The organism is Lentzea guizhouensis (assembly GCF_001701025.1).
Classification (GTDB): Bacteria; Actinomycetota; Actinomycetes; order Mycobacteriales; family Pseudonocardiaceae; genus Lentzea; species Lentzea guizhouensis.
Map to the genome: position 1 here is coordinate 5,903,584 of NZ_CP016793.1, position 26,236 is coordinate 5,929,819.

The 26,236-nt window shown below is 70.3% G+C and carries 22 protein-coding genes and 3 pseudogenes; 16 read left to right on the forward strand and 9 right to left on the reverse strand.

Going from position 1 to position 26,236, the window contains the following annotated elements; translation table 11 throughout:
• Positions 1-245 precede the first annotated feature (245 nt).
• The 6 genes from BBK82_RS28945 to BBK82_RS28970 all read left to right on the forward strand — a co-directional run bounded on the left by BBK82_RS28945 (position 246) and on the right by BBK82_RS28970 (position 6,479).
• Complete coding sequence (locus BBK82_RS28945) at positions 246-1,646, forward strand: ABC transporter substrate-binding protein (RefSeq protein ID WP_065917818.1); 1,401 nt, start codon at positions 246-248, stop codon at positions 1,644-1,646.
• A complete protein-coding gene (locus tag BBK82_RS28950) occupies positions 1,643-3,457 on the forward strand; it encodes an ABC transporter permease (RefSeq protein ID WP_065917819.1) in 1,815 nt (604 codons plus the stop codon). Before BBK82_RS28945 ends, BBK82_RS28950 begins: the two co-directional genes overlap by 4 nt.
• Positions 3,458-3,553: 96 nt before the next feature.
• Positions 3,554-4,246: an ABC transporter ATP-binding protein gene (locus tag BBK82_RS28955; RefSeq protein ID WP_065921432.1), complete on the forward strand. Its 693-nt coding sequence runs from the start codon at positions 3,554-3,556 to the stop codon at positions 4,244-4,246.
• Between the two features lie 8 nt (positions 4,247-4,254).
• Positions 4,255-4,905: an ABC transporter ATP-binding protein gene (locus BBK82_RS28960; protein ID WP_218920354.1), complete on the forward strand. Its 651-nt coding sequence runs from the start codon at positions 4,255-4,257 to the stop codon at positions 4,903-4,905.
• Positions 4,902-6,158 (forward strand): choice-of-anchor P family protein, encoded by a 1,257-nt coding sequence (locus tag BBK82_RS28965; RefSeq protein WP_065917821.1) that lies wholly within the window; start codon positions 4,902-4,904, stop codon positions 6,156-6,158. Before BBK82_RS28960 ends, BBK82_RS28965 begins: the two co-directional genes overlap by 4 nt.
• Before the next feature lie 3 nt (positions 6,159-6,161).
• Positions 6,162-6,479: a hypothetical protein gene (locus BBK82_RS28970; RefSeq protein WP_154697569.1), complete on the forward strand. Its 318-nt coding sequence runs from the start codon at positions 6,162-6,164 to the stop codon at positions 6,477-6,479.
• Here the strand turns inward: BBK82_RS28970 and BBK82_RS28975 are convergent.
• Positions 6,466-7,236: a class I SAM-dependent methyltransferase gene (locus tag BBK82_RS28975; protein ID WP_065917823.1), complete on the reverse strand. Its 771-nt coding sequence runs from the start codon at positions 7,234-7,236 to the stop codon at positions 6,466-6,468. The two genes, BBK82_RS28970 and BBK82_RS28975, sit on opposite strands and share 14 nt — an antisense overlap.
• A gap of 125 nt (positions 7,237-7,361) precedes the next feature.
• Between BBK82_RS28975 and BBK82_RS28980 the strand changes: the two genes are divergently transcribed.
• Together BBK82_RS28980 and BBK82_RS28985 are read left to right on the forward strand one after the other, a co-directional pair.
• Positions 7,362-8,699, forward strand: a complete 1,338-nt coding sequence (locus tag BBK82_RS28980) for a cellulose binding domain-containing protein (RefSeq protein ID WP_065917824.1) — start codon at positions 7,362-7,364, stop codon at positions 8,697-8,699.
• A 188-nt stretch (positions 8,700-8,887) separates the two neighbouring features.
• Positions 8,888-9,901, forward strand: a complete 1,014-nt coding sequence (locus tag BBK82_RS28985; RefSeq protein ID WP_237047633.1) for an MFS transporter — start codon at positions 8,888-8,890, stop codon at positions 9,899-9,901.
• Here the strand turns inward: BBK82_RS28985 and BBK82_RS28990 are convergent.
• Both BBK82_RS28990 and BBK82_RS28995 read right to left on the reverse strand, forming a co-directional pair.
• Positions 9,817-10,365: a DUF1152 domain-containing protein gene (locus BBK82_RS28990; protein WP_065917826.1), complete on the reverse strand. Its 549-nt coding sequence runs from the start codon at positions 10,363-10,365 to the stop codon at positions 9,817-9,819. The genes BBK82_RS28985 and BBK82_RS28990 overlap by 85 nt on opposite strands.
• 5 nt (positions 10,366-10,370) lie before the next feature.
• Complete coding sequence (locus tag BBK82_RS28995; RefSeq protein WP_065917827.1) at positions 10,371-11,006, reverse strand: LLM class flavin-dependent oxidoreductase; 636 nt, start codon at positions 11,004-11,006, stop codon at positions 10,371-10,373.
• Between the two features lie 103 nt (positions 11,007-11,109).
• On the opposite strand from BBK82_RS28995, the gene BBK82_RS29000 reads away from it, so the two are divergent.
• The 3 genes and pseudogenes from BBK82_RS29000 (at position 11,110) to BBK82_RS29015 (ending at position 14,260) form a co-directional block, all read left to right on the forward strand.
• The gene (locus tag BBK82_RS29000; protein WP_237047634.1) at positions 11,110-11,964 is read left to right on the forward strand and encodes a bile acid:sodium symporter family protein; all 855 of its coding nucleotides are present in this window, start codon (positions 11,110-11,112) and stop codon (positions 11,962-11,964) included.
• Between the two features lie 33 nt (positions 11,965-11,997).
• Positions 11,998-13,427: pseudogene (locus BBK82_RS56380) on the forward strand (carboxylesterase/lipase family protein).
• Positions 13,428-13,516: 89 nt separating this feature from the next.
• Positions 13,517-14,260: a BUD32 family EKC/KEOPS complex subunit gene (locus BBK82_RS29015; RefSeq protein WP_065917830.1), complete on the forward strand. Its 744-nt coding sequence runs from the start codon at positions 13,517-13,519 to the stop codon at positions 14,258-14,260.
• Here the strand turns inward: BBK82_RS29015 and BBK82_RS29020 are convergent.
• Together BBK82_RS29020 and BBK82_RS29025 are read right to left on the reverse strand one after the other, a co-directional pair.
• Positions 14,177-14,965, reverse strand: coding sequence for an ABC transporter permease (locus tag BBK82_RS29020; protein WP_065917831.1), 789 nt, complete (start codon positions 14,963-14,965; stop codon positions 14,177-14,179). The genes BBK82_RS29015 and BBK82_RS29020 overlap by 84 nt on opposite strands.
• Complete coding sequence (locus tag BBK82_RS29025; RefSeq protein WP_065917832.1) at positions 14,962-15,912, reverse strand: ATP-binding cassette domain-containing protein; 951 nt, start codon at positions 15,910-15,912, stop codon at positions 14,962-14,964. Before BBK82_RS29025 ends, BBK82_RS29020 begins: the two co-directional genes overlap by 4 nt.
• A 101-nt stretch (positions 15,913-16,013) precedes the next feature.
• Here BBK82_RS29025 and BBK82_RS29030 point away from each other — a divergent pair, with 101 nt between their 5' ends.
• The 3 genes and pseudogenes from BBK82_RS29030 (at position 16,014) to BBK82_RS29035 (ending at position 17,728) form a co-directional block, all read left to right on the forward strand.
• Positions 16,014-16,766, forward strand: coding sequence for a TetR/AcrR family transcriptional regulator (locus BBK82_RS29030; protein WP_065917833.1), 753 nt, complete (start codon positions 16,014-16,016; stop codon positions 16,764-16,766).
• A gap of 206 nt (positions 16,767-16,972) precedes the next feature.
• Positions 16,973-17,047 (forward strand): annotated as a pseudogene (locus BBK82_RS56820) (hypothetical protein); the annotation flags it as partial.
• Between the two features lie 3 nt (positions 17,048-17,050).
• On the forward strand, positions 17,051-17,728 hold the full coding sequence (locus BBK82_RS29035; RefSeq protein WP_065917834.1) for an anti-sigma factor family protein: 678 nt from the start codon (positions 17,051-17,053) through the stop codon (positions 17,726-17,728).
• Positions 17,729-17,790: 62 nt separating this feature from the next.
• On the opposite strand, the gene BBK82_RS29040 is transcribed toward BBK82_RS29035, so the two are convergent.
• From BBK82_RS29040 to BBK82_RS29055, 4 genes are read right to left on the reverse strand one after another with little or no spacing between them, the layout of a single operon-like run.
• Positions 17,791-19,155, reverse strand: a complete 1,365-nt coding sequence (locus BBK82_RS29040) for a nickel/cobalt transporter (RefSeq protein ID WP_237047635.1) — start codon at positions 19,153-19,155, stop codon at positions 17,791-17,793.
• Entirely contained in the window at positions 19,152-20,414 is a 1,263-nt protein-coding gene (locus BBK82_RS29045; RefSeq protein ID WP_237047636.1) for a tetratricopeptide repeat protein, read from the reverse strand. The genes BBK82_RS29040 and BBK82_RS29045 overlap by 4 nt, the downstream gene beginning before the upstream one ends.
• 26 nt (positions 20,415-20,440) lie before the next feature.
• Complete coding sequence (locus BBK82_RS29050) at positions 20,441-22,039, reverse strand: DUF4331 domain-containing protein (RefSeq protein ID WP_065917836.1); 1,599 nt, start codon at positions 22,037-22,039, stop codon at positions 20,441-20,443.
• A gap of 23 nt (positions 22,040-22,062) precedes the next feature.
• Positions 22,063-23,229: a pyridoxal phosphate-dependent aminotransferase gene (locus tag BBK82_RS29055; protein ID WP_065917837.1), complete on the reverse strand. Its 1,167-nt coding sequence runs from the start codon at positions 23,227-23,229 to the stop codon at positions 22,063-22,065.
• A gap of 200 nt (positions 23,230-23,429) precedes the next feature.
• Between BBK82_RS29055 and BBK82_RS29060 the strand changes: the two genes are divergently transcribed.
• Entirely contained in the window at positions 23,430-24,737 is a 1,308-nt protein-coding gene (locus BBK82_RS29060; RefSeq protein ID WP_237047637.1) for an alpha/beta hydrolase, read from the forward strand.
• Positions 24,738-24,814: 77 nt separating this feature from the next.
• Positions 24,815-26,227 (forward strand): annotated as a pseudogene (locus BBK82_RS56825) (ATP-binding protein); the annotation flags it as partial.
• Positions 26,228-26,236: the final 9 nt, after the last annotated feature.

A 26,236-nucleotide genomic window follows, 5' to 3' on the forward strand; every position in this document is an offset into this window, starting at 1 on the left:
TGAAGCGTCACGTCCGGGCCGCCTCGCTCGTTGAACGGGTGTGGGCGGCTCGGTGCCGCGCGTCCGCAGTGGATCTCCCCTCTCGTGAGAACGTGTTGTAGCAATACTTGTATGCAGATGCCTGACGACCTGTTTCAAGTCTTAGTCCTGGTAGAACGTGTTCTAAAAATGCTGTAGGCCAGACGGGTGGTTCGGCCTGCGGGCACGGCCCTCTGGACCGATGCAGGCCCCTAGCGTTCGACCGCATGCGAGCCAGGGCTGCACTGATCGTGCTGGCGACGTGCGCGTTGGTCGCGGGCTGCGGCAGCAGGATCACCGACGAGCAGCGCGCGGCACTCGTCGCGCCCCGGGCCGGGGCCGCCGTCGGTCCCGGCCAGGACGCCGGTGCCACCGACCCCGGCGCGGTACCGGGCACCGAGAACGCGCCGGGACAGGTTCAGCACAACCCGCAGCAGCCGGACAAGCAGCCGAACCCGCCGGGCAGCATCGCGGGCGGCTGCCAGGGCACCGGTGGCGCGACGGACAAGGGCGTCACGGCCGGCGAGATCACCATCGCCAACATCTCCGACATCAGCGGCCCGGTGCCGGGCATCTTCCAGTCGGCGCAGCAGGCGACCAAGGCGTTCGTCGAGTACTTCAACGCCACCCAGGGCGCGATCTGCGGGCGCAAGCTGAAGCTGGTGTCGTTCGACTCGCGCACCGACAGCGGCGGCGACCAGCAGGCCACGGCGCAGGCGTGCGAGCAGGCGTTCGCGCTGGTGGGGTCGATGTCGGCGTTCGACCAGGGCGGCGGTCCGGCGGCGACCGGCTGCGGCATCCCCGACCTGCGGGCCTCGACCGTCACCGCCCAGCGGCAGCGCACGCCGGTCAGCTTCGGCGCCGCGTCCAACGTCGTGAACCTGGTGTCGTCGGCGGGCCCGGACCTGGTGAAGTCGGCCTTCCCCGGTGCGGTCGGGAGCGCCGCGTACCTGTACCTCAACGCCGACGCGAGCGCGCAGAACGCCCGCAGCATGCAGAAGGCCGCCGAGGCGCGCGGGATCAAGTTCGTCTACTCGCAGGCCATCGACATCACCGACGTCAACTACGCGCCGTACGTGGCGAAGCTCAAGGAGACCGGTTCCAAGATCGTCTACTGGATCGGGTCGGCGCAGTACGCGGTGCGGTTGCAGCAGGCCATGCGGCAGCAGGGGTTCACGCCGGAGGCGTTCATCACCGACCCGAGCGCCTACGACCCGCAGTACGTCCGGCAGGGCGGCGCCACGGTCGACGGGACGGTCGTCTACACCAACGGCGCGCTGTTCGAGGAGAACAACCCCCAGGTCGCGCTCTACAAGCAGTGGCTGGGCCGGGTCGCGCCCGGTGCGGCGCCGTCCTACTTCGGCATGTTCGCGTGGGCGGCGGCACGGCTGTTCGTCGTCAGCGCGGCGAAGGTCGGGCCGCAGCTGACCCGCAAGGCGATGCTCGACCAGGTGCGCGGCGTGCGCGAGTTCACCGCGGAGGGGATGGTCGCGCCGCAGGACGTCGGCGGCAAGCGGACCTCGGCCTGCATGACCCTGGTGCGGCTCAAGGGCGGCACCTGGACCAGGCTCGCGCCGGCGTCCGGGTACTCGTGCGGCTCGTTGATCGACACGGGAGTCGGCGGATGACGGCGCTGCTGGCCTACACCGTCTTCGGCCTGGTCACGGGCGGCGCGTACGCGGTCGTGGCCAGCGGGCTGGTGCTGACCTACAGCACGTCCAAGGTGTTCAACGTCGGGCACGGCGCGATCGGCATGGTCATGGCGTTCCTGTACTGGGAGCTGGCCGAGAACCGCGGGCTGCCGCAGTGGCTCGCTTTGCTGATCGTGGTCGGCGGGTGTGCGCCGTTGTTCGGGTTGGTGGTGGAGCGGTTCATCATGCGCAGGCTCGCGGGTGCGCCGGTCGGGATCACCTTGGTCGCCGGTGTCGGTGTGCTGGTCGGGCTGATCGGCGTGGCGCAGGTGGTCTGGCCCCCTGCGGCGCGGCCGGTGCGGCCGTTCCTGGATGCTTTCGGGGTCCACATCGGACAGTCGTTCGTCAGTGGGCACGACCTGGTGACGCTGGCGTGCGCGGTGCTGGTGGCGGGCGGGTTGTACGTGCTGCTGAACCGGATGCGGACCGGGCTCGCGATGCGGGCGTGCGTGGACGCGCCGGAGCTGGCCGCGCTGTACGGGGCCCGCCCGCACCGGCTGTCGGCGCTGAGCTGGGCGATCGGGTCGGCGCTGGCGGCGTTGGGCGGGATCCTGCTGACACCGGTGGTGCAGCTGGACTACGTGACGATGACGTTGCTGGTGATCACGGCCTACACGGCGGCGTTGGTGGGCAAGCTGCGCAGTCTGCCGTTGACGTTCGTGGGTGCGTTGGGGCTCGGGCTGGTGCAGTCGTACGCGGTGGCGTACCTGCCGTCGTCGCCGTTCTGGATCTCGTTCCGGGCGGCGATCCCGGCGTTGCTGCTGTTCGTGGTGCTGCTGGTGATGCCGCAGTCGCCGTTGCGGATCGGTGGTGTCCGCGGGTCGCGCGGGCTTTCCGTGCCGAACGGGCTGACGACCCTCGTCGCGGCGGTGGGGTTCGTCGGCGTGGTGATCGCTTTTGCGCTGCTGACCGACGGAGTGGTCGCTTCACAGCTGGCGCTGGGGCTGGTGTTCGGGATCGTGCTGCTGTCGATGGTGCTGCTCACCGGGTACGGGGGAGTGGTGTCGCTGGGGCAGTTCACGTTCGTCGGCGTGGGCGCGGTGGTGGTCGCGCGCCTGGGCACGTCCCCGCTGACGCTGCTGCTGGCGGCGCTGGTGTCGGCGGCGGTCGGGGCGTTGATCGCGTTGACGGTGCTGCGGGTGAGCGGGTTGTACCTGGCGCTGGCCACTTTGGGGTTCGCGCAGCTGATGGACAAGCTGGTGCTGCAGTCGCCTGTTGCTTTCGGGGTGCGCGGAAGCTTGGAGGTGCCGCGGCTGGTGGGCTCGCCCGCCGGTCAGCTGGTGCTGGCGGCGGTGGTGTTCGCGCTGGTCGGAGCTGGGGTGCTGGCGGTCAGGCGCGGGCGGCTGGGGCGTCGGATGATCGCGGTGAAGGACAGCTCGGCGGCGTGCGCGACGCTGGGGATGAACGTGCGGTGGGTGCGGGTCGGGGTGTTCGCGCTGTCGGCCGCCATCGCGGGGCTGGCCGGCGGCTTGTTCGCGCAGCTGCGGGAAACCGTTGCGGCGAGCGACTTCCAGCTGTTCAACAACCTGCCGCTGCTGCTGTTCGCGGTGATCGCCGGGGTGACGTCGGTGTCCGGCGCGCTGCTCGGCGGGGTGCTGCTGATGCTGCTTCCGGTGCTGCAGAGCGGGTTCCCGGCGTTCGCGGGGGTGGCGGTGGTGCTGCTGGGGGTGGCGGCGGCGGGGCTGGCGCGGGATCCGAACGGGTTGGTGAGCTGGTTCTACCGGGCGTGGTCGTGGCGGCGGGCATGAGGGCGGCGTGGGGTGCGGCTGCGGCGGTCGTGGCGGCGGCGCGGTGGCAACTCGGGGTGTGGGTGCAGCGGTGCGCGGTGGTGGCTGGGGGTGGGCATGAGCGCGTTGCAGGTTGACGGGGTGACGGTTCGCTTCGGTGAGGTGACCGCGGTCGATGACGTCACGCTCACCGTTGAGCCCGGCATCACCGGGTTGATCGGGCCCAACGGTGCGGGCAAGACGACGTTGTTCGACGTGGTCAGCGGGTTGCGGAAGCCGTCGTCCGGCCGGGTTCTGCTGGACGGGGCGGACATCACGGCGAAGGGGCCGCACCAGCGGTCGCGGATGGGGGTGGCGCGGACGTTCCAGCGGCTGGAGGTCTTCGGGTCGCTCAGCGTGTGGGAGAACGTCGTGGTGGCGTTGGAGAGCCGGCGGCGGTCGCCGAAGCTCGCCGACGAGTTGTTGAGCAGGGTGGGCATTGCGGAATGGGCCGGCAGCCAGGCGGACACCGTGCCCACCGGTACCGCGCGGTTGCTGGAGCTGGCTCGGGCGCTGGCGACGGACCCGCGGCTGTTGCTGCTCGACGAGCCGTCCTCGGGGCTGGACCGGCAGGAGACCGACGCGTTCGGGGAGCTGTTGCGGCAGCTAACGGCCGAGGGGCGGGCGGTGGTGCTGGTGGAGCACGACATGGACCTCGTCATGGGCTACTGCGACAGCGTGCACGTGTTGAACCTGGGGCGGTTGCTGACGAGTGGCACACCGGACGAGATCCGCGCGCACGCCGGAGTGCGGGAGGCGTACCTCGGATGAACGAAACCATGATCGAACTCATGGACGTCCACGCCGGGTACGGCCGGATCGAGGTGCTGCGCGGGGTCTCGCTGAGCGTGCCGCGCGGGACGGTGACGGCGTTGCTGGGGCCCAACGGCGCGGGCAAGTCGACGCTGGTGAAAATCCTGAGTGGACAGATCAGGGCGACGAGCGGGCATGTCCACCTGAAGGGCGTGCACGTCAACGACGCCGCGCCCGACGAGCTCGCGCGGGCCGGGCTGTGCACGATCCCCGAAGGCCGGGCGATCTTCCCGAACCTGACGGTGGCGGAGAACCTGCGGCTCATGCGCGGGGACCCCGAGGTCGTCTACGCGAGGTTCCCCAAGCTCAAGGCGCGGCAGAAGCAGCTGGCCGGGTTGATGTCCGGGGGTGAGCAGCAGATGCTGGCGTTCTCCCGTGCGCTGCTCACCGAACCGGCGGTGCTGGTGGTCGACGAGCTGTCGATGGGGCTCGCGCCGGTCATCGTCGCCGAGCTGTACGAGGTGGTCCGGGAGCTGGCCGGGACCGGTGTGACGATGTTGGTCGTCGAGCAGTTCGCCGAGACCGCGTCCGCCGTGGCCGACCAGGTGGTCGTGATGGCGCACGGCGAGATGGTCGAGGGCGACCTGGCGGAAGTCTACTTCGGAGGGACGTCATGAGGTTCGCGCTCGTCGTGGTGCTGCTCCTGCTGTTCCCCGCGCCGGCCAAGGCGGACATCGGCGGGTTCACGTTGTCGGCCAAGGCGACGCCGGTGTCGGTGCTGTTGCACACGCAGCTGCTGCCGGTGCCGGCCGAACCGCAGGGCGAGGTCCACCTCTCCTACACCCAGACCGAGCTCGGGTCGGGGCCGATCGGGCGGTCGCTGGCGAGCTCGCTGTGGCCCGGTGCGGCGGTCGGGACCGGGTTGCCGCAGCTGCTCGGGTTCGCCTACCCGGTGCAGGCCAACGCGGCGCACCCCGGCGGGCCGGCCGGGGAGGAGAAGTCCGGCATGCGCGCGCAGGCCGGTGCGGCCAGGGCGGAGTCGTTCGCCGGGGCACGGCAGGAGGTGCCGTTCCTCGTCACGCTGGACGGGCTCGCGTCGACCAGTGCAAGCGCGGTCACGGCGACCGAGGCGCGGTCCACGGCCGTCACGTCCGTGCAGACGATCACGCTGCTGTCCGGGCTCGTGGTGCTGTCCGGGGTGAGGTTCGAGTCGGTGGCGGTCAGCGACGGCAACAAGGGCAGCGGCACCAGTGCGTTCTCCGTGGCCGAAGTCACCGTGCTGGGTCAGAAGTTCCCGATCACCGCACCCGACGCCCCGCCGGAAGCACTCCTGAAGGCATTGGCACCGCTGGGGGTCACGCTCACCTGGCCGGAGTCGACCACGAAGTTCGAGGGCACGTCGGCGACCGCGAAGTCACGCGGCCTCGCGCTCGCCGTGGACGTGAAGGCGTTGCGCGCCAGGCTCGGTCTCGGTGGGATCCTCGACGGCATCGTCGCGCCTTTGCTGCCCGAGGAGCTCGCGCCGCTGCTGAACCCGCTCGACAAGATGGAGATCGTCGTCGGCGACACCGAGGCCGTCGCGAACGCCACCGTCGCCGCACCCCTCACACCGCCGGACAACAACCCCGTCCCGCAGGCACCCCCGGTCGGGCCGCCCGCGCTCGACGCCCCACCGGCGCCACTGCCCGGCACACCACCCGCCGCAGGCATCAACCCACCCGGCGTGACACCACCGGTGGCCCAGGTCGCGCGATCGGGGCCCGGAAGCCTCCTCGACTTCCCCGGCGTGCCCGCGCTGCTGGTGCTCACCGGCCTGGGCGTCGCCGCCGCGGGCGCGTTCGGGATGCGGTCGTTCGGCGCCTTCCTGCTCGGCGGCGCCCCCTGTCCCTCCGGACACCCCACCGGTGTCCCCGACCTGCGCAACGGGTGAGAGATGACCATCCAAGACCGGCGCCGCTCCCGGATGCGCAACGGCCTCGGCCTCGTCGGCACGATGCTGATGACCGCCGGGATCGCCGCGATCCTGTTCGCCTGGTGGGGCGTCGCGCACACCGGGTACGTGTGGGAGCAGATGCCGTACGTGGTGTCCGGCGGGGTGCTCGGCCTCGGCCTGATCGGCGTGGGCGGGTTCCTCTACTTCGGCTCGTGGCTCACGAAGCTCGTGGAGGAGCAACGCCAGGCCACGCTGGCGTTGCGGCAGCTCCTGGAAGACCGCCGGCGCGACGACATGGAACGGACTAGCGTGCTGTGAACGCGTAGGCGGGCAACGGCACGTTGCCGCGCTTGACCGCCGACTGCCTCAGCAGTTCCTTCGCGAGCCCGTCCGGTGCCTCGTGCAGGGCGATCGCGACCTCCCAGTCGGCGTCCTGCAACGCGCTGGTGTCCACGTCGGACACCTGCTCGACCGCCCAGCCGCTGCGCTCCACCGCGTCCAGCAACGTGGCACGGGTGAGCGGCGCGCGCACGTTCAGCTCGGTGTCACCGGTGATCCGGTCCTGGGCCAGCACGGCCAGCAGGTGCGGCAACTGGGTCACCGCCACAGGTTCCGGGTCCCACTCGGCGAAGCCCAGCCGTGCACCCAGCTCGCGCGCCTTCTCCAGCGTGCGTCCGAGCAGGTCGGCGGAGGCGAAGTACCAGGAGCAGTGGGAGAGCACGACCAGGTCGTAACCGGTTCCGACGGCGTCGGTCAGCACGTCCGTCTCGTACCGCATGTCGATCCGCGCGCCGAGCGGTCCGGCGAGCAGGTGCCGGGCGGAGTCGCCGACGGTGACCGGACCGCCGTAGCCGGGCGGCGCGACGTCGATGCCGACGACCGTCCCGTTCGGACCCACGAGGTCCGCCAGCACCGCGGTCATGTCGCCCTGGCCGCAGCCGATCTCCAGGACCCTGCTGCCGTCGCGCACCTGCCAGACCTCGGCCAGCTGCTGCCGGTAGCGGGTCTGCACGATCTGCGCCCGCGGGCTGACCGACCAGGTGGCCATGTGGCGGGCGATCTCTTCGGCGTTCATCACGCGGGAACCTAGGGGAGCGTTCTCACAGCCGCACGCCAATAACCGCGTTCACACTCTTGAACCAATGGTCCAGACCAGTTAACGTGCTCGCCATCACGTATCCCTGCACGTGAAGGAGCACCATGAAGAGATTTCGCTGGCAGTTCCTGACCATCGGCGTGGCGGTCGCCGCCGTGGTCGGAGGCGTGCTCGCCGCTCCCGCGAGCGGTGCGACGGGCGTGACGGCGGCGTTCGCGAAGACGTCCGACTGGGGCAGCGGCTACGAAGCCAAGTACACGATCACCAACGGCGGCACGTCCGCGCTCTCGTCGTGGACCGTCGAGTTCACGCTGCCGAGCGGGCAGTCGATCGCGTCGCTGTGGGACGGCACCTACACCGCGAGCGGCCAGAACGTCACGGTGAAGAACAGCTGGAACGGCAGCGTCGGCGTCGGCGGCTCGACCAGCTTCGGCTTCACCGTCCGCGGTTCCGGTGGCGCGCCGACGAACTGCAAGATCAACGGCGCGTCCTGCGACGGCACCGGCGGCCCGACGACCACCACCACGACGACCACGACGACGACCACCACGTCGAACCCGCCGCTGCCCGGCACCGGCCGCGGCGCGCCCTACCTGTACGTGGGCTGGGGCAACGCGCAGAACCCCACCCAGGTCATGGCGCAGACCGGCGTCAAGTGGTTCACGCTCGCGTTCGTGCTCTCCGGCGGCGGTTGCACCCCGGCGTGGGACGGCCAGCGCGCGCTGACCGGCGGCATCGACCAGCAGGCGATCAACGCGATCCGCGCGGCCGGTGGTGACATCGTCCCGTCGTTCGGCGGCTGGAGCGGCAACAAGCTCGGCCCGAACTGCTCGTCCGCGGAGGCGCTGGCCGGCGCCTACCAGCAGGTGATCAGCGCCTACAACCTCAAGGCGATCGACATCGACATCGAGAACTCCGACGAGTTCGAGAACGCCGTGGTGCAGGACCGGATCCTGGGCGCGCTGAAGATCGTCAAGCAGAACAACCCCGGCCTGCAGACGATCGTCACCATCGGCACCTCCAAGACCGGTCCCGAGTACTGGGGCAACCGGCTGATCGACCAGTCGAAGGCGCTCGGCGCGAACATCGACGTGTTCACGTTGATGCCGTTCAACTTCGCCAGCACCAACGTCCGCGCCGACACGATCGGTGCCGCCACGGGCCTGAAGAACAAGCTCAGGTCGACCTTCGGGTGGAGCGACGCCGAGGCGTTCAAGCACGTCGGCATCTCCGGCATGAACGGCCTGTCCGACCAGCGCGAGCTCACCACGGTCGACGACTGGACCGCGATCACGAACTGGTCGAAGTCGAACGGCCTGGGCCGCCTGGCCTTCTGGTCGGTCAACCGCGACCGCGGCGGCTGCGACGGCCAGGTGGCCGCGCACTGCTCCGGCATCCCGCAGGCCGAGCTGGCGTTCACGAAGATCACCGCCGGCTTCTGACCGCAGCCGGTCTTCGAACACGGCCGGTTCCCGATCGGCCACGAGCCGTCAGCGCCATTTAATCGGTGGCGCTGACGGCTTACCCTTGTGCCATGCGACGACGACATTGATCTTCACGTGATCTGACCAGAACCGCGACGGCGTGGGCGTGGTGCACGCACCTCATCCCGATCTACGCGCTGTACGCGTTGCTCTTCGCCGACAGCGGGCTGTCGGACGCCCAGATCTCGGTGCTGCTCGCCATCTGGTCGACCACCGCGGTGGTCTTCGAGGTGCCGTCGGGCGCGATCGCCGACCGGTTCTCCCGGCGCGGCTGCCTGGTCGCCTCCGGTGTGCTGCAGGCGTTCGGGTACGCGGCGTGGGTGGTGTTCCCGTCGTTCTGGGGCTTCGCGGCCGGGTTCGTGCTGTGGGGCCTCGGCGGGACCCTGACCTCGGGCGCGTTCGAGGCGTTGCTCTACGACGGGCTGGCGGCGAACGGTGACGAGGAGTCCTACGGCCGGGTGAACGCCCGCGTCGACACAGTCGAGCTGGTCGCCCAGGTGCCGGTCGCCGTGGTCGCCACGGCGCTGTTCTCGTTCGGCGGCTACCAGCTGGCCGGGTGGGCGAGCGTGGCGATGTGCCTGCTCTCCTCGGTGATCGCGCTGCGGTTCCCGGAACCCGAGCGCGAGTCCTCCGAAGAGGAGGGTTACCTCGCGACGCTGCGAACCGGTCTGCGCGAGTCCGTGCCGGTCAAACGCGCGGTGATCGCGGTGTCGCTGGTGTTCGCGATCGACGCCTTCGAGGAGTACTTCACGCTGCTGGCGCAGGACTGGTCCGTGCCGACGGTGTGGGTGCCGATGGCGACCATCGGCGTGCCGCTGATGGGTGCGGCCGGTGCGTCGCTGGCCGGCCGGTTGCCGTGGCGCGGCTGGGTGTTGTTCGCCTCGGGCGCGGTGCTGCTGCTGGCGGCGGTGCTGGCGGTGCCGGTCGCGATCGTCCTGCTGGGACTGTTCTACGGCCTGTACCGGTTCGTGCTCGTGCACGTCGAAACCGACCTGCAGCACCGGATCGACACGGACGCGCGGGCCACGGTGACGTCGGTGGCCGGGATCGGGTCGGAGTTCGTGGCGTTCGCGGTCTACGCGGCGTGGGTGCTCGGCTCGGCCGTGGCGGTCGGGGTGCTGGTCCTGGTGATCGCGGTGGTGGTCTCAGTGCGGAAGTGACCGGTGGGGGCGGCGAGGCTCATCATGTCCTCGACCGGCGTGCCGAGGTGCTTCTCGTCGCCGCGCAACAGGATGTCGGCGCCGCCGTCGACCAGCACGACGGCATCGACGCCCAGCCGCCTCACCAACGTCCGGTAGGCCGCCCGGAGCGGGCGCACGCCGGTGCGCGGGAACGCGTGCACGGTGTCGCCGAGGAACCGGGTGAGCTCGCGTTCGGGGAAGTACGCGTCCTCACCGGTGGTGTCCGGGGCGATGGCGGCGAGGCCGGGCTCGACCCAGGCGTCGAGGCGGTCGGGCTCGGTGAAGGTCAGGTTGGCGTGGTGCACGCGCTTGCCCTGGTCCCTCAGCGCGACGCCGAGCGGGATGCCCGCGAACACGCCGAAGCCGCCGCCCGCCCCTGCGACCAGGACGGTGCGGGCCGGCTCGAGCCGGGCGAACAGCGGTGGCCGGGCGAGGCTGGACACGCCGCTCAGGTCAGCGTCGCCAAGTCGTGTGGAGCGGTGACCTGGACGAGCAGCCGGTCGGGGTTCAGCGCCAGCCCCTCGTCGAGCGTCCGCGCGAGGACCCCGAGCCTCGGGTGCGCCGCCTGGTCGCGGTACCGGGCGACGTGCTCGGTCTGGGAGGCGAACACGAACAGGCCGTCGTCGTTGGCCGCGGCCAGGTCGGCGATCTCGGGGGAGCGGGTGCAGGCGTGCCAGAGGTACGGCCGGTCCGGCCAGTCCGCGGTGAGCTCGGCGTAGTGGTCGAGGGTCAGCTGCAGGCCGTACTCGATCTCCTGACCGAACCAGCCGAACACCTTCGCGGTGTTGCCGCGGCCCAGAACGACGTCGGTGCGCCCGCCCGCCAGGTGGTGCAGGGTGGCGTACTCGGCGCGCAGCCGGGCCGGGTGGTTCGTGGTGATCAGCGTGGTGGCCGTGGAGAGCTGGATGCGGGTGGTGCGCGCGGCGGCGAACGCGAGCAGCGTGGCGGGGGAGGAGGAGTTGTACGGCGGGTTGTGGTGCTCGCCGACGGCGAAGACGTCGAGGCCCGCCTGCTCGGCGGCGATCGCCAGGTCGACGATCCCGTGTGGATCGAGGTCGCCTGGGGTGAACACGCCGAGCTGCACGTGCCCAGTTTGCCGGGGAACGGGGCTTCCGCTCGTGGCGGCGTAACGCCAGGATCTGCGGAACAGATCAACCTGCACAAGCCGGACATCCGCGGAGGCCGCCGTGCTCGTCGTCCAGATCTTCCTGCCGCTGGCGTTGGCCCTGGTCATGTTCGGCCTCGGGCTCACGCTCACGACCGGCGACTTCACCCGGGTGGCGCGCTACCCCAAGGCGGCGGTGATCGCGCTGGTCTGCCAGGTCGTGGTGCTGCCGGCGATCTGCCTGGGGCTGGTGCTCGCGTTCGGGCTCAAGGGCGTGCTGGCGGTCGGGATGATGCTGCTGGTGGCCTCGCCGGGCGGGACGTCGGCGAACCTCTTCAGCCACCTCGCGGGTGGGGACGTGGCGCTCAACATCACGCTCACCGCGATCAACTCCGTGCTGGCGGTGTTCACGCTGCCGGTCGTGGTCGGGCTGAGCATGGCGCACTTCATGGGCGACGAGGCGGCGGTCGGGTTGCAGCCGGCGAAGTTCGTGCAGGTGTTCGCGATCGTGCTGGTGCCCGTGGTGATCGGCATGTGGGTGCGCAGGAGGTTCTCGGCGTGGGCGCTCACGATGCAGGAGCCGGTGCGGATCGCGTCGGTCGTGGTGCTCGTGCTGGTGATCATCGCGGCGATCACGCAGGCGTACCGGCAGCTGCTCGACAACATCGGCACGCTCGGGCCGGTGGCGTTGCTGCTGAGCGTCCTCAGCCTGGCCATCGGGTACTACGTGCCGCGGGCGTTCAAGGTCAGCGAGAAGGAGTCGATCGCGTCGGCGATGGAGATCGGCATCCACAACGCCACGATCGCGATCACGCTGGCGCTCACCGTGCTGAACGACGAGACGATGGCGGTCCCGCCCGCCGTGTACGGGGTGCTCATGTACGTGCCGGCGGCGATCGCGGCCCGGTTGCTGGCCAGGAGGAAGACCGCCGTCTAAACCGGTTGCGGCCGCGGCTAGGGTGAGCGTGACATGCGTTCAACCACAACCATCTTCGCGGCCGTAGCCGCCGCATTCGCTCTCACGGCCCCGGCGCACGCCGGTGGCGACATCATCCGCACCGACACCGGTCTCGTGTCGGGTGCTCGAGGTTCGTTCCAGGGCATTCCCTTCGCCGCGCCGCCGGTCGGCGCGAACCGGTGGCGTGACCCGCAGCCGGTCACGCCGTGGCAGGGCGTCCGCGACGCCACCAGGCCCGGTCCGCGCTGTGCGCAGGACGAAGGACTCGGCAGCCCGGCCAGCGACGCCGAGGACTGCCTCTACCTCAACGTCACCAGGCCGGACGACGCCAGGAACCGGCCGGTCCTGGTCTGGGTCCACGGCGGCGGCTTCACCAGCGGCGCCGGGTCCGACTACGGCGTGGACCAGCTGGTGCGCGCCGGGAACGTCGTGGTGACGTTCAACTACCGGCTCGGCGCGTTCGGGTACTTCGGCCATCCGGGCCTCGCCGGGTCAGGCGCGTTCGGGCTGGCCGACCAGCAGGCCGCGCTCGACTGGGTGCGGCGCAACATCCGCGGTTCGGCGGCAACCCGCACAACGTCACGCTGTTCGGCGCGTCGGCGGGCGGGCTGTCGACGTGCGCGCAGCTGACGGCACCGAGGACGCGCGGCCTGTTCCACCGCGCGATCATCCAAAGTGGACCCTGCCAGCTCGGCATCCCGGCCGGCGAGAACCAGGTGCACCACACGTGGGTGCCCCGGCAGCAGGTCGAGGAGACCGGCAGGACGGCACCGCACGGCTGTGCGGACATCGCGTGCCTGCGCGGCCTGCCGACCGCGGAGGTCAAGAAGCTGACCCCGCTGTTCCCGTCACCGGCGTACGGCACGGAAGCGTTGCCGGACAACCCGATCACCGCGCTGCGGCAGGGGAACTTCCACAAGGTCCCCGTTCTCGCGGGCACCACCCGCGACGAGCTCACCGTGTTCGTGGCGATGTACTACCCGCCGCTCGACGCCCCGGCGTACGAACAGGCGCTCGTGGAGGGCTTCGGCGCCGCCAAGGCCCAGCGGATCCTCGCCGCCTACCCACCGCGCGGTGGCGACGAACGGGTGCGGCTCTCCGCCGCCCTCACCGCGATGACCTCGGCCTGCACCACGGACGAGCTGCGCAGGCAGACCCGTGCGTTCGGCTACGAGTTCGCCGAGCCGAACCCGCCGATGATCTTCCCGGGCATGCCCGCGTTCGACTACGGCGCCTACCACGGCTCGGAGCTGCCGTTCCTGCTGCGCTACGGCGGCGTCGAGCTGACCGGGGAGCAGCAGCGGCTCAGCGCCGAGATGGTCCGGGTGTGGAGCCGGTTCGCGGCGACCGGGCATCCCGGCTGGAGCCGCCACGAGGTCCGGTCGTTCGCCACCGCACCGGTCGCCCCGATCGACCACCGGTGCGACCTCTGGTCCAGCTAGGACGGTGAGCCGGGCGTGCGCGAGCCGGCCGCGCCCGGCTCACATCCCTCCGACGCCTCGTGTGTTACACCAGTCCTCACTGGAGGTGGGTGTTGTTCCCGTTGCTGGAGACCGCCGTCCGCGTCGAGCCCCTGCAGGGCGAGGGGCTCACCAACGTCCTGCACCTCGTGACGCTGGCCGACGGGCGCAAAGCCGTGCTGCGGCAACCGAAGGTCGCGCGCGACCTGCCGAAGTTCGTCGTGCCCGGCGCACCGGAGGTCCTGGCGTACAACGGTCGCGGCGACGTGCTGGTCGAGTACGTCGAGGGCCGTCCGCTCGCGGACGCGCTGCCGGTGTCCGACGAGGTCTGGCGCAGCATCGGCGCGGCGTTCGCCAAGGTCCACGCCGTCGGCCTGCTGCACAACGACGTGAACCTCTACAACATCATCGTCGGCGACGGGCGAGCCACGCTGATCGACTGGGACAACCCGGGCCAGGGCAACCCGCTCGATGAGCTGGCCGCGTTCGAGGAACACCTCTACCTGCACGGAACCACGTTGCCCCAGGCGTTCTGGACCGGGTACGGGTACATGCCGGACCCGTTCCTGCTCCGCGTGCACCGCATCGCCGGCTGCATCGGCTGGCTCGCGAGCGAGGACTGGCGGGAGTGGGAGCAGGACAAGACCTTGCGGCCCGAACAGCTGGAGCGGGTCCGGAACTGGCGTGAGCTGCTGGCGCAGTGGCTCACGGGCCAGTTCCGGACCAGCCTCCTAGCGGCTGAGGTTGCGGTACTTCAGCACCGACAGCGGCCAGAAGACCGCCACGAACACCGCAGGCCACAACACAGCCAGTAGCAACGAGTTCTGCGCCGCCCAGGAGTCACCGCCGACACCGGGGTTGCCGAACAGCTCGCGCGCCGCGGCCACCGTGGACGACAGCGGGTTCCACTCGGCCACCACCCGCAGCCACCCCGGCATGAGCTCCGGGGAGACGAACGTGTTCGCGAACATCGTCAGCGGGAACAGGAACATCCACGACGCCTGCGCCGCCTCCGGCTTCACCAGCAGCCCGAGGTAGATGCCGATCCACACCAGCGCGAACCGCAGCCAGAGGAACAACGCGAACGCCAGCAGTGCGTTGAGCAGCCCGTTGTCGAACGACCAGCCGATCACCAGCCCGCACAGCGCCAGCACCAGCAGCTCGAGCGACGAGTTGACCAGGTCGGCGATGCTGCGCCCGGCCACCACCCCGGTCTGCGACATCGGCGAGGCGCGGAACCGGTCGGTCACGCCCCGGTCGGCGTCCATCGACACCATCATCATCGTGGTGCCGACGCCGAACGCGATGGTCTGGCCGAACATGCCCGGCATCAGGAACTCGATGTAGTCACCTCCGCCGAACACGTTCATCGCGCTGCCGAACACCAGCCCGAAGATCAGCACCGAGATGACCGGGTAGGCCAGGTTCGCGAACACCCTGACCGGCTCGCGCACCCAGTGGATCAGGTCTCTCTTGGCGACGACCCACGAGTCGACCGCCGCGAACCTCACCGCGCTCACGCTCCCACCTCCGCGGTCTCGACGGCTTTGTGGCCGGTGATCGCCAGGAAGACCTCGTCCAGCGTCGGCCGCCGCAACGCGATGTCCTCCGCCTCCACCCCGCGTGCCGCCAGCGCGGAGGTCACCCGCGTCAGCGCCGCCACCCGGTCGCCCACCGCCGCGCTCACCCGGAACGCGTCGGGGTCCACCTCGGCGTCCTGCCCGAGCACGCCGGCCACGACCGGCAGCTCCTCGGCCGTGCGAACGACGACCTCGATCCGGTCGCCGCCGAGCTTGGACTTGAGCTGGTCCGGGGTGCCCTGCGCGGCCACCTTCCCGGTGTCCATCACCACGATCTGGTCGGCGAGCTGGTCGGCCTCGTCCAGGTACTGCGTGGTCAGCAGCACCGTCGTCCCCTCGGCGACCACCCGTTTCACCTCCCGCCAGACCTCACCGCGGTTGCGCGGGTCCAGTCCGGTCGTCGGCTCGTCCAGGAACAGCACCGACGGCCGCATGATGAAGCTCGACGCCAGGTCCAGGCGCCGCCGCATGCCGCCGGAGTAGAACTTCGCCCGCTTGTCCGCCGCGTCGACGAGCCCGAACTGCGCCAGCAGCTCGTCCGCGCGCGCCTCCGCCTGCCTGCGGCTCAGGTGGTAGAGCCGCCCCCACATCACCAGGTTCTCCCTGCCGGTCAGCACGTCGTCCACGGTGGACTGCTGACCGTTCAGCGCCACCTGCCTGCGCACCGCCGGCGCCTTCCGCACGACGTCGTGCCCGGCCACCTCGGCCCGGCCGCCGTCGAGCCGCAGCAACGTGGCCAGGATGCGCACCGCCGTCGTCTTGCCGGCGCCGTTCGGGCCGAGCAGCCCGCACACCGTCCCGGCCGGCACCGCCAGGTCGAACCCGTCCAGCGCCGCCTTCTTGTCGAACTTCTTCCGCAGGCCTTCCGCGAGCACCGCGTGTCCCACGACCTCACCCCCGTGTGGCTTAACTGTGTACAACGTAAACCAGGTGTACGTTGTACACGGTTCTACGATTCACATGCAAGCGTTGTGAACGAGGGGGCTGGGTGAAGCAGAGCGACCGGGACCGGTCCGTCCGGCTGTTGTGGGAATCGCCGGCGGAGCCGACCAGAGGGCCCAAGGCCGCCCTGAGCCGGTCGCGGGTGGTCGAGGCGGCGATGAAGCTCGCCGACGCGGAGGGGCTCGACGCGCTCACCATGCGCCGGGTCGCCGAGACGCTGGGCAACACCGCGATGTCGCTCTACCGGCACGTGCCGGGCAAGGACGAGCTGCTGGACCTGATGTTCGACACCGCGTGGGGCGAGACGGAACCGACCCCGAAGGTGCCGTGGCGCGAAGGCCTCGACTTCTTCGCGCGGCAGCTGTGGGGCATGTACCGCGCGCACCCGTGGGTGGTGCAGCTCGGCGCCACCCGCCGGATGCCGGGCCCGGAGGCGATGACGCGGGCGGACGCGGCGCTCGCCGTGGTCGCCGACCTCGGGCTGCTGCCGGAGGAGATGCAGGCGGTCGTGACGACGGTCGGCCAGTTCGTCGACGGCGTCGGCCGGTCCATGGCCGAGCGGGTCAAGGTCGAACGGGAGACCGGCGTGTCGGAAGAGGCCTGGTGGTCGGGCATGGACTCGCTGTGGGAGCAGTTCACCCCGGACCGGCTGCCGATGATGACCCACGTCTACCTCGCTGGCGGGTACGACCGGCCGCTGGACGAGTTCGAGTTCGGTCTCGCCCGCGTGCTGGACGGCCTCGCGGTGTTCATCGAGTCGGAAGAACGACCGCTGGTTCGTCGAGAGACGTGCCAGTAGCGATCTTGTGCGCCTTGAGTCGGCCGATCGAGTGAAATGCCCAGCTCAGCACGCCGGTGAACGGGAGTCGGGTGGTCACGTAATGCCATTGTTATGGGCAATCGGATTCAAATCGTTCGCGCGCTGAACCAAGCACTCCTATCTGCCCGTTTTCCTTGTGACACCGTTTCGCCGCGGGGGTGGATTCGGGACGACGAGGAGGTCGTATGACAGCTGGCGCGCACGATGCGGTCACACTTGGCTGCTACGCGCTCGGCGTTCTGGACGCGCACGAGAGTCATGGCGTGGAGCAGCACCTCCGGGGCTGCCCGTCCTGCCGTGCGCAGGTCGCCGACTTCCACCGGATCCGCAGGGCGCTCGACGAGGTGCCCCGTGAGGCCTTCCTGCACGAGCTCGACTCCGACCAGCCCAAGCCGTCGGACCTGGTGCTGCAGCGCGCGCTGCGGCAGATCCGGCAGGAGTCGGTCATCCCGCAGCAGCGGGCGGCCGACCCGCAGCCGAGAGCCAGTCCACGGCCGGCGGAGGAGTTCCCGCAACCCCAGCACGCCAAGCCCCGGCGCTGGCCGGGCTACCTCGCCGCCGCGGCGGTGGCCGCGGTGGTGGCGTTCGGCGGGGGTGCGGTGTTCCTGCAGGACCGGACACCGGACACGTCGATCTCCGCGTCGCGCTCCGGCGAGGGGACCGCTGGTGCGATCAAGCTGGTCGCCGAGGTCGCCCCGTCGTCGCAGGACCGCTACCTGGTCACCGCGAAGATCGACGGCTTGCCCGCAGCCCAGAAGTGCAAGCTCGTCGTCATCGGTGCCGACGGCAAGAAGTCCGAGGCCCACGTGTGGACCTCGAGCGAGAAGGGGCGGGTCGAGGGGGTGACCGTGCGGGGCATGGTCAGCGTCCCGCTCGACCAGGTGAAGTCGGTGGCGATCGAGAACGGCGAGGGCAAGGCGTTCGTGGTCGCGAACATGTAGGGAACCAAACGGACAAGGGCCCGGATTCAGATGAATCCGGGCCCTTCTCACATTGATGTAATTCAGGCGGCCTGCAATGTGAGCCAGGCGCCGACCACGATCACCATCGCCGCTGTGCCCACGGGTGCGTAATGAGACAGCAGCTTTGTGGGACGGCCGTCCAAAAGCCGTTCGACGCGGCCGCGGGCTTTCACGAGCAGCAGTCCGACGCCGGTGAGGGTGGCGGCCATGCCGAAGCCGTAGCCGAGGACGAGCAGGACGCCGAACCAGGTGCGGCCCAGTGCCATGGCGCCCAGCAGGACCACGAGGGCCGAGGGGGAGGGGACCAGGCCGTTGGCCGCGCCCATGCCGATCAGGCTCGCCCGGCTGTACCCGTGCCCGTGCCCGTGCCCGTGTCCATGCCCATGGCCGTGTCCGTGCCCGTGGCCCACGCCGGCGCCCACGAGAGCGGGTTCGCGGGTCAGGGCCGAGCGCAGCAGCACCACGCCGATGCCCGTGATCAGCACCCCGCTGACCAGCCCGAGCCAGCGGAGCACCTGCTCGCCGGCCAGCGCGCTGGAGGCGCTGATGACCAGGCCGAGCACCAGCACACCACCGGTGTGCGTCGCGGTGACCGAGGCGCCGACGACGAAGGCGTCCTTCGGTGTGCCCTGACGGCCCGCGAGGTAGGCGGCGATGAGGGTCTTGCCGTGTCCTGGCAACGCGGCGTGCGAGGCGCCGAGCACGAGGGAGAGCAGCAGCGCGAGGAAGCCGAGCCACGGCGTGAGCTCGTCGCTGCCGAGGATGTCGTTGAGGGCCGCCGCGGTCGTGCTGAACGACTGGACCGGGGAACCGGTGGCCTGCTTGGGCTCCGACCCCGACCCGGGCTGGGCGGTGAAGGTGACCGCGCGGACGTCGAGCGGGTTGCTGAGCAGGTCCTCCGGGTAGGAGCGCAGCTCGTCGCTGATGCTCTCGGTCGGCACGGAGGAGCCGGTGAGCCTCACCCCGGTGCCGGCGGCGGTGATCTCCCGCCAGCCGACCCGGTCGGTGTTCGACCCGTCGCGGAACTCCAGGCGCGCCGGGCGGTCGAGGTCGACCTTGGCGGTGAGCTCGCAGACCAGCCGGGTGGTGATCAGGTCGGCCTGGCCGACCGGGTGCTGCTTGGTGGCACTGGAGACGGTCCAGGTGATCCTGCGCCCGTCCACCGTGGACCTCTCGGCGGCGGCGAGCTCGTCGCACCAGCGGCCGGCGTCGCGGTCCTTCAGGTTCTCCTGCAGCGTCGGGATCTCCGCGACGTCCACGACGGACCGCAGGTCGATCCGGTCGGGGTGCAGGTGCAGGCCGTGGTAGTGGTTGACGCTGAAGTTGCCCAGCGGGTGCCCGAACGCCTCACCCTGGATGCCGAAGAAGCCGGCGATCAGCAAGGCGCCGATGACGGCGTACCTCACCGGCCGCCCCGCAGCTCGGCGAGCTTGCGGCCCGCCTTGAGCGCGTGCAGCGGGGAGAAGCTCGCGTTCAGCCGCAACGCCTGCACCAGCGCCTCCTGCGCCTCGGCGACCCGGCCGAGCGCGGCGAGGATCATGCCGCGGTGGTAGGAGAACGTCGCGTTCTGCCAGCCCAGCGAGGCGGCGCGGTCGGCGTAGGTCAACGCTTCGGCGTCCCGTCCGTTCAGGTGCAGGGCCCACGCCATCGCGTCGGCGACGAACACGCTCTGCCGCTTGCCCCACTCGGCCTCGGCCCGGCGCAGCGCCTGCACGCCGTCACCGCGGTCGGCCGCCGCCAGCGCCGCGGCGAGGTCGTCGGAGGCGCCCTGCGACTCCATCAACCGCTGCTGCTCCGACAGCACCTCGTACTGCTCGGCCGCTTCCTCGGTCCTGCCACCGGCCGCGAGCAGCTCCGCGTACTCCTGCAGGTACTGGGGCAGGGGAGCGCGGGCCACGAGCCTGCGGTACTGCTCGATCGCGACCGGGACCTCGCCCCGTGCCGCCGCGACCTTCGCCATGCCTTGAGTGAGGGTCATGTCGTCTCCTCTCGCCGCCAGGCCCTGCTCGTAGTGCTGGGCGGCCTCGTCGAGCCGGTTGTGGTCGAACGCGAGCTCGCCCAGCCGGTAACGGCAGAACGCGACCTCCTCCGGCGTCGCGGCCGCGGTCAGCGCGCGCGTCATCGCGTCGCGGGCGCCGTCGACGTCACCGTGGAGCTCCAGGTGGAAGGAGGCGCGGGCGAACGACGCCGTGTTCGGTTTGAGGTCCAGCATCTTCTGCACCGCGTCCTGCGCGCCCGCGTCGTCACCGAGCTGCGTCAGCGCGTCGGCCAGCACGCCGTGCGCCTCGGCGGAGCTGGGCAGCGCGGTGATGGCCCGGAGGGCCCAGTCGCGGGCCGCGTGGAAGTCGTGACGGGCGTTGGCGAGCGTGCCCATGCCGACCGCGGCCAGGCCCGTGTCACCGGCGTTCTTGAGCGCGCCCTCGGCCTTGGCGTAGTACGACGGGTCGGCCGTCACGCGGGCGAGCTCCACATAGGACGCACCGAGCTGCGCCCACGACGAGCTGTCGTCGGGCACCCGGTGCAGGCGCTGCTGCAGCTGGTGCACCACCCGGTGCATCTGGTTCTGCTGCGCCACCACGGGAACAGGGGGCTCGCCCCCGGCCCTGCTGTCGGCAGGACCGGAGGCGGCGAGGTGGGCAAACGCCGCGGTGACCAGGAGACCCACCGCGACGGCTTGCCGTTGTCGGTACTTCACTTCGAGTGCGACCCGTACTTGCGGATGTGGGCCTGGCGCTTGCGCCACAGGAAGAAGCCGGCGCCGAACACGAGAGCCGAGCCGACCGCGGTGGTCATCGCCATCGGGTCGAGGTTGCCGATCCGGCCGACCGGGGCGACCGCGACCTCCGCGGTGTTGCCGGAGGCGTTGACGGCGGCGCCGTTGCGGGGCAGGGCCACGTACGGGAAGGCCGCCTCGAACGCCTGGTCGTTCTGGTCGACCTTGTCCCCGGCCGCGAGCGCCTCGACGAGCTTGCCGGACGCCGCCGCGCCCTCGAAGGCCTGCAGGCCGATGTCGATGACGTCGTCGGTGAGCCGGCGCCCGTTCGGGAAGCCCTGCGTGTCACCGCCGAGCAGCCCCAGCCGGTTCGGGTTCGCGTTGGGGGCGATCGACATGTTCAGCCGCAGCATCTCCGCCGGGCGGAACTTGTTCTTGTCGACGTCGGCGTTGTTGATCTGCGAGTTCAGGTCGGCGTTGATCTGCGCGCCGATCTTCGTGCTGATGCCGGTCAGGAAGATCTCGGCCAGGTCGTCGCGCTGGCCCTGAGGCGCCGGGATCTTGTAGATCGCCTCGACGAGCTTCGGCAGCTCCGGGTTCACCACCCGGTCGACGAGCTCCTTCACCCCGGCGTCCTGGTCGGGGCGCAGGCCGTTGAACGCGTCCTTGAGGCCCGCGGGCGCCACGACCTCGTTCACCAGCGGGTTGCCCAGCCGCGATACCTGCACGAAGTCACCGACCGCCTCCGCCTTGCCGGGCGAGAGCTTCATGGTGCGGCGCTGCGTGGTGCTCCAGATGCCGATGTTCGGGTTGCGGTTCGCGTCGTTCTTGAGCGCCAGCGCCTGCTTCGGCAGCTGGATCGCGATGGTGTTGACGTTGTAGCCGCGCAGGGTGTCCTGGCCGACCTCGCTCAGGTTGCCGCCGTAGAGCAGGTCGAACACCCGCAGGTCCAGGAAGAACGAGTCCTCCGCCGGTCCGACGTAGACCTTGCCGCCACCGGGGATCGCCACGGTCGCCTGGTCGCGCAGCTTCTTGAAGTCCGGCATGGACGCCGGCCCGTTCGGTGACGGCGCGACCGGGGCGTTGCTGACGAGCTTGACCTTCTGGCCGTTCTCGTAGATCGCCTCGATGTCGTAGCGCTGGCGGAACAGCAGGTTCTCGTCGTCGAGCGAGTCGACGGCGCCGTTGGTGTAGAGGAACGTGTTGTTCTTGCGGCGGTCGTCGGTGTGGAACTGCCACCGCAGCACGATGTCGGCCTTGGCGTCACCGTCGTTGTCGATGTTGAAGTCGTACTGCGCGTCCTGCGCCCACGGGTAGAAGTTCGGGCCGCCGTTGGGCTCCTGGAACGGGAACCAGTTGCCGACCAGCGTGACGGTGTCCTGGTGGTCGGGGCTGACGAACGCGTACAGGTCCGTGTTGTCCACGGCCGGGTCACCGGCGATGAGCGGTGCCTCGCGGTGTGAGGACGCGGTGGCGCCGGTACCGCCGAACATGGCCGCGTTGAGCAGTGTGGCGGCCACCAGCGCGGCCGCAGCCACCTGGCCGCGCCGACCGCTGAGGACGTGCGGTGATGACATCTCTGGTCTGCCTTTCAAGGGGTTCAGGCGCTGTGCATGAGCAGCGAGGGTTCGCTGGAGTGGGCTGAGTGGTCTGAGGTCCACCTCGCTTGGGTGAAGTCGCGAATGCCTTCGACGAGCCGGTCGACGTCGGACTCCGGACGGACCACCAGGCGCGCGAACCGGCTGCTCATGCCGAGCTTGTTGCCGCACTCGCGGATGAAGACCTGGTGCCGGGACAGCAGGTGGTCGCGCAGCTCGCGGCCGTCCACGCCGCCGCCGAGCCGGACCAGCAGGAAGTTGGCCTGCGAGGAGTAGACGGTCAGGTCGGGGATCCGGGAGAGCTCCATCCCCATCCGGTACCTGTCCCGGGACAGCAGCCGCAGGCTCTCGGCGTACTCACCCTCGTGCTCGGCCAGCATGAACACGACGGTCTCCGCGAGCGAGTTGAGGTTCCACTTCGGCAGCGTCCGCCGCATCTTCCCGGCCAGCCCGGGGTTCGCCACCAGGTAGCCGAACCGGATGCCGTGCAGCCCGAAGTTCTTGCCGAGGCTCTTCAGCACGACCACGTTGGGCCGGATGGACGCCTCCGCCGCCACGGAGGGGTTGCGCTCGACCTCCACGAAGTCGATGAACGACTCGTCGACCACCACCAGGTCGAGGTCGGCCAGCTCGTCCATGAACCGGACGATCTCCCGCCGCGGCAGGTAGCCGCCGTCGGGGTTGTTCGGGTTGCAGATGACCGCCACCCGGCTGCCGCGGGCGCGGATGAACTTGATGTACTCGTCGACGTCGAGCTCGAAGTTGTTGCTCTCCTGCAGCAGGAACATGTCGACGCGCTTGTTGCTCTCCATCGGCTGGTCGGTCCACCGGCCGAACGTGGGGATCGGGATCGCGATGCTGTCGTGGATCCACATGTGGTCCATCCACGTGATGAGCTCGGTGCTCCCGTTGGACATCGCGATCGTCGCCGGGTTGAGCCCCAGCACGGTGGAGAGCTGCGAGGCGATCTTGCTCGCGTCGCTGGGGTAGAACTTCAGCACCGCCTCGAGGTTCTTCGACAGCTCCTCGAACATCTGCGGCGTCGGGAAGTACGGGTTGCAGGGGATGCAGAAGTCGACGAGGTCGGCCGCACCGGTGCGAGCCAGCTCGAAGTAGGACGGGCTGTGCGCGGTCTGCTGGAAGAGACCCGAGTCCACACCGTGCCGCACGCGATCACTCCGTCCCGGTCATCCGTTCTGACACCGGGGCATACGTGCCGTTGTTCATCGCGGTTCACAGACCAGTGTCAGGAAGGTCTCGGACAGGTCACGTACGCAACCTCGCGCAGCCCGGATCGTCGCCTCGACGGACGCGCCCGCCGCCGGTGGCCGGGAGGCTGGTTCCCACGTGATCGACGAGGGGAGCAGTCGTGCTGGGGAAACTGATCTTGGCGTTGTCGTTGCTGATGCCGGCGGAAGCCTCCGGACTGACCGTCCACACCGGACAGATCGACGGCGCGGAGTACCGCGTCGAGGTGCCGTCCCGGTGGAACGGCACGCTGTTGTTGTACAGCCACGGCACCTACCCGGCCGGGTACACGCCGCCGATCGAGATGGCGTCACGGCCGGCGGCCCGCGACGAGCTGCTGAGGCGCGGGTACGCGTTGGCGGCCTCGCGGTACCGGGTTCCGCACGGGCACTCCGTGCCGGACGCGCTGCGCGACCAGCCGGCGTTGGCCGACTGGTTCGCCCGCGAGGTGGCGCGGCCGCGGCGGGTGATCGCCTGGGGAGCCTCGCTGGGCGGGCTGACCTCCGTGATGCTCGGGGAGCGGCAGCGGTTCGACGGGGTGCTCGCGCTGTGCGGGGCGCTCCGCGGAGCCGTCACGCGGTCGAACCAGCTGCTCGACCTCGGGTTCGTGCTGAGGACCTTCTTCGAGCCGTCGTTGCAGGTGGCGCGGGTGTCCGATGCCGCCGCGAACGAGCAGCGGGCGGTGGCGGCGGTCGACAACGCGTTGACAACAGCGCGCGGACGGGCGCGGCTGGCGTTGGCGAACGCCGTCGCGGGCATCCCGGCCTGGTCACGGGTGCACGAGCCGCGACCGGTGGCCGTCGAGGAGGCGGTGCGGCAGGCGGCCGTGCACGACCGGACGCTCGCGCGGTCGCTGGCCTGGGGGACCGGGCGGGTGGACATCGAGACGCGGGCCGGCGGCAACCCGAGCTGGAACACGGGCGTCGACTACCGGGTGCTGCTGCAGCGATCTGCGCAGCGGCAGCTCGTGCTGGACGCTTATGACGAAGCCGGGACGTCGCCGGCGGAGGACCTGGCGGCGCTGGCGGCGGCGCCACGGGTGGCCGCGGACGCGCCGGCCGTGCGGTGGCTGCACGAGTACGGGGACCCGAACGGTCACGCCAAGGCACCCGTCGTGACGCTGCACGCACTCGGCGACCCGACCGGCGTCGAGCACTCCGGTGCGTACGCGGGGCGTGACGTGCGTCAACTCTTCGTCAACCGGGCGGGGCACTGCATGCACACCGCGGCGGAGGAGCTGGTGGCCCTGGAGCTGCTGCAGGACCGGATCTCAACCGGGCGCTGGCCGGCCCGCGACCTCAACGCCGCCGCAGCTCAGCACGGCCCTGAGATGCGGGTACTCCAGGACTGGACCACGACTCCACCCCGCGAGGAGACCGTGGCGCCGGGCTTTGTGACGCACCACCCAGGGCCGTTTCCGCGACCGTGACGGGCGTCCTGCACAGAAATGTCAGACCGTGCGGATACCCTGCTGGCAGTCCGCACACGATCCAGGGAGCAGTACCCGTGACCGCAGAGACCCTGTACGGGGCCGACGACCTGACGCACCTCGAGGGTCTCGAGGCCGTCCGCAAGCGGCCCGGCATGTACATCGGGTCGACCGACAGCCGAGGCATCAACCACCTCTTCAGCGAGATCGTCGACAACTCGACCGACGAGGGCGTGGCAGGGCACGCCTCGAAGGTCGTCGTCACGCTCCACGCAGACGGCAGCGTCCAGGTCGACGACGACGGCCGCGGCATCCCGACCGACGTGCACGCCAAGTCCGGTCTGTCCGGTGTGGAACTGGTCCTCACGAAGCTGCACGCGGGCGGCAAGTTCGGCGGCTCCGGCTACAAGACCTCCGGCGGCCTGCACGGCGTCGGCGCCTCGGCCGTGAACGCCCTCTCGCTGCGCTACGACGTCACGGTCCGGCGCGGCGGCAAGGTCCACTCGATGTCGTTCGCCCACGGCGTCCCCGCCGTCTTCGACGGCCCCGGCCCCAAGGCCAAGTTCACCCGCCAGGCCGGCCTCAACGTCGTCGGCAAGATGAAGCGCAACGAGTCGACCGGCACCTCCACCCGCTACTGGCACGACGCCCGCTACTTCGAGAACGGCGCCACCCTCGACGTCGAGGCCGTCCGCCAGAAGCTGCGCAACACCGCGTTCCTCGTCCCCGGCGTCACCTACGTCCTGCGGACCGCACTGGAAGACACGATCTCCGAAGAGGTCTTCCACTACCCCAACGGCCTGACCGACATGGTCGAGTTCCTCGCCCCCACCGGCGACCGCGCGGTGTCGGGCACGCTGGTGATCACCGGCACCGGCACCTACTACGAGAACGCCGCCGACGAGAACGGCGTGATGCGGTCCAAAGTGGAGCGTCAAGCCGAGGTCGAGGTCGCCCTGCGCTGGGGCACCGGCTACGAACGCACCGTCGAGTGCTTCACCAACACCATCCGCAACGTGCACGGCGGCACCCACCGCCGCGGCTTCGACCGCGCGGTCCTGAAGGCCGTCCAGGACGCCATCTCCAAGACCCGCGGCCTGTTGAAGCCCAAGGAGGACCCGCCCACGCTGGACGACGTGCTGGAGGGCATGACCGCCGTCGTCCACGTCCGGATCCCCGAACCGCAGTTCACCTCGCAGACCAAGGACGAGCTCTCCACCGCCGGCATCACCAAGGTGCTGCAGGGGATCGTCGACCAGCAGGTGCGGGCGTGGACCGAGGACCGCAAGACCAAGACCGAGGCCAAGACCGTGCTGCAGAAGGTCGTCGACGCCTCGCGCGTTCGGTTGACGCAGAAGCAGCAGAAGGACGCGGCGCGGCGGAAGACGGCTTTGGAAGGCGCGGCGATGCCGGCCAAGCTGGTCGACTGCCGCACGACCGGGGTGTCGCGTTCTGAGCTCTTCCTCGTGGAAGGCGACAGCGCCCTCGGGTGTTTCGTG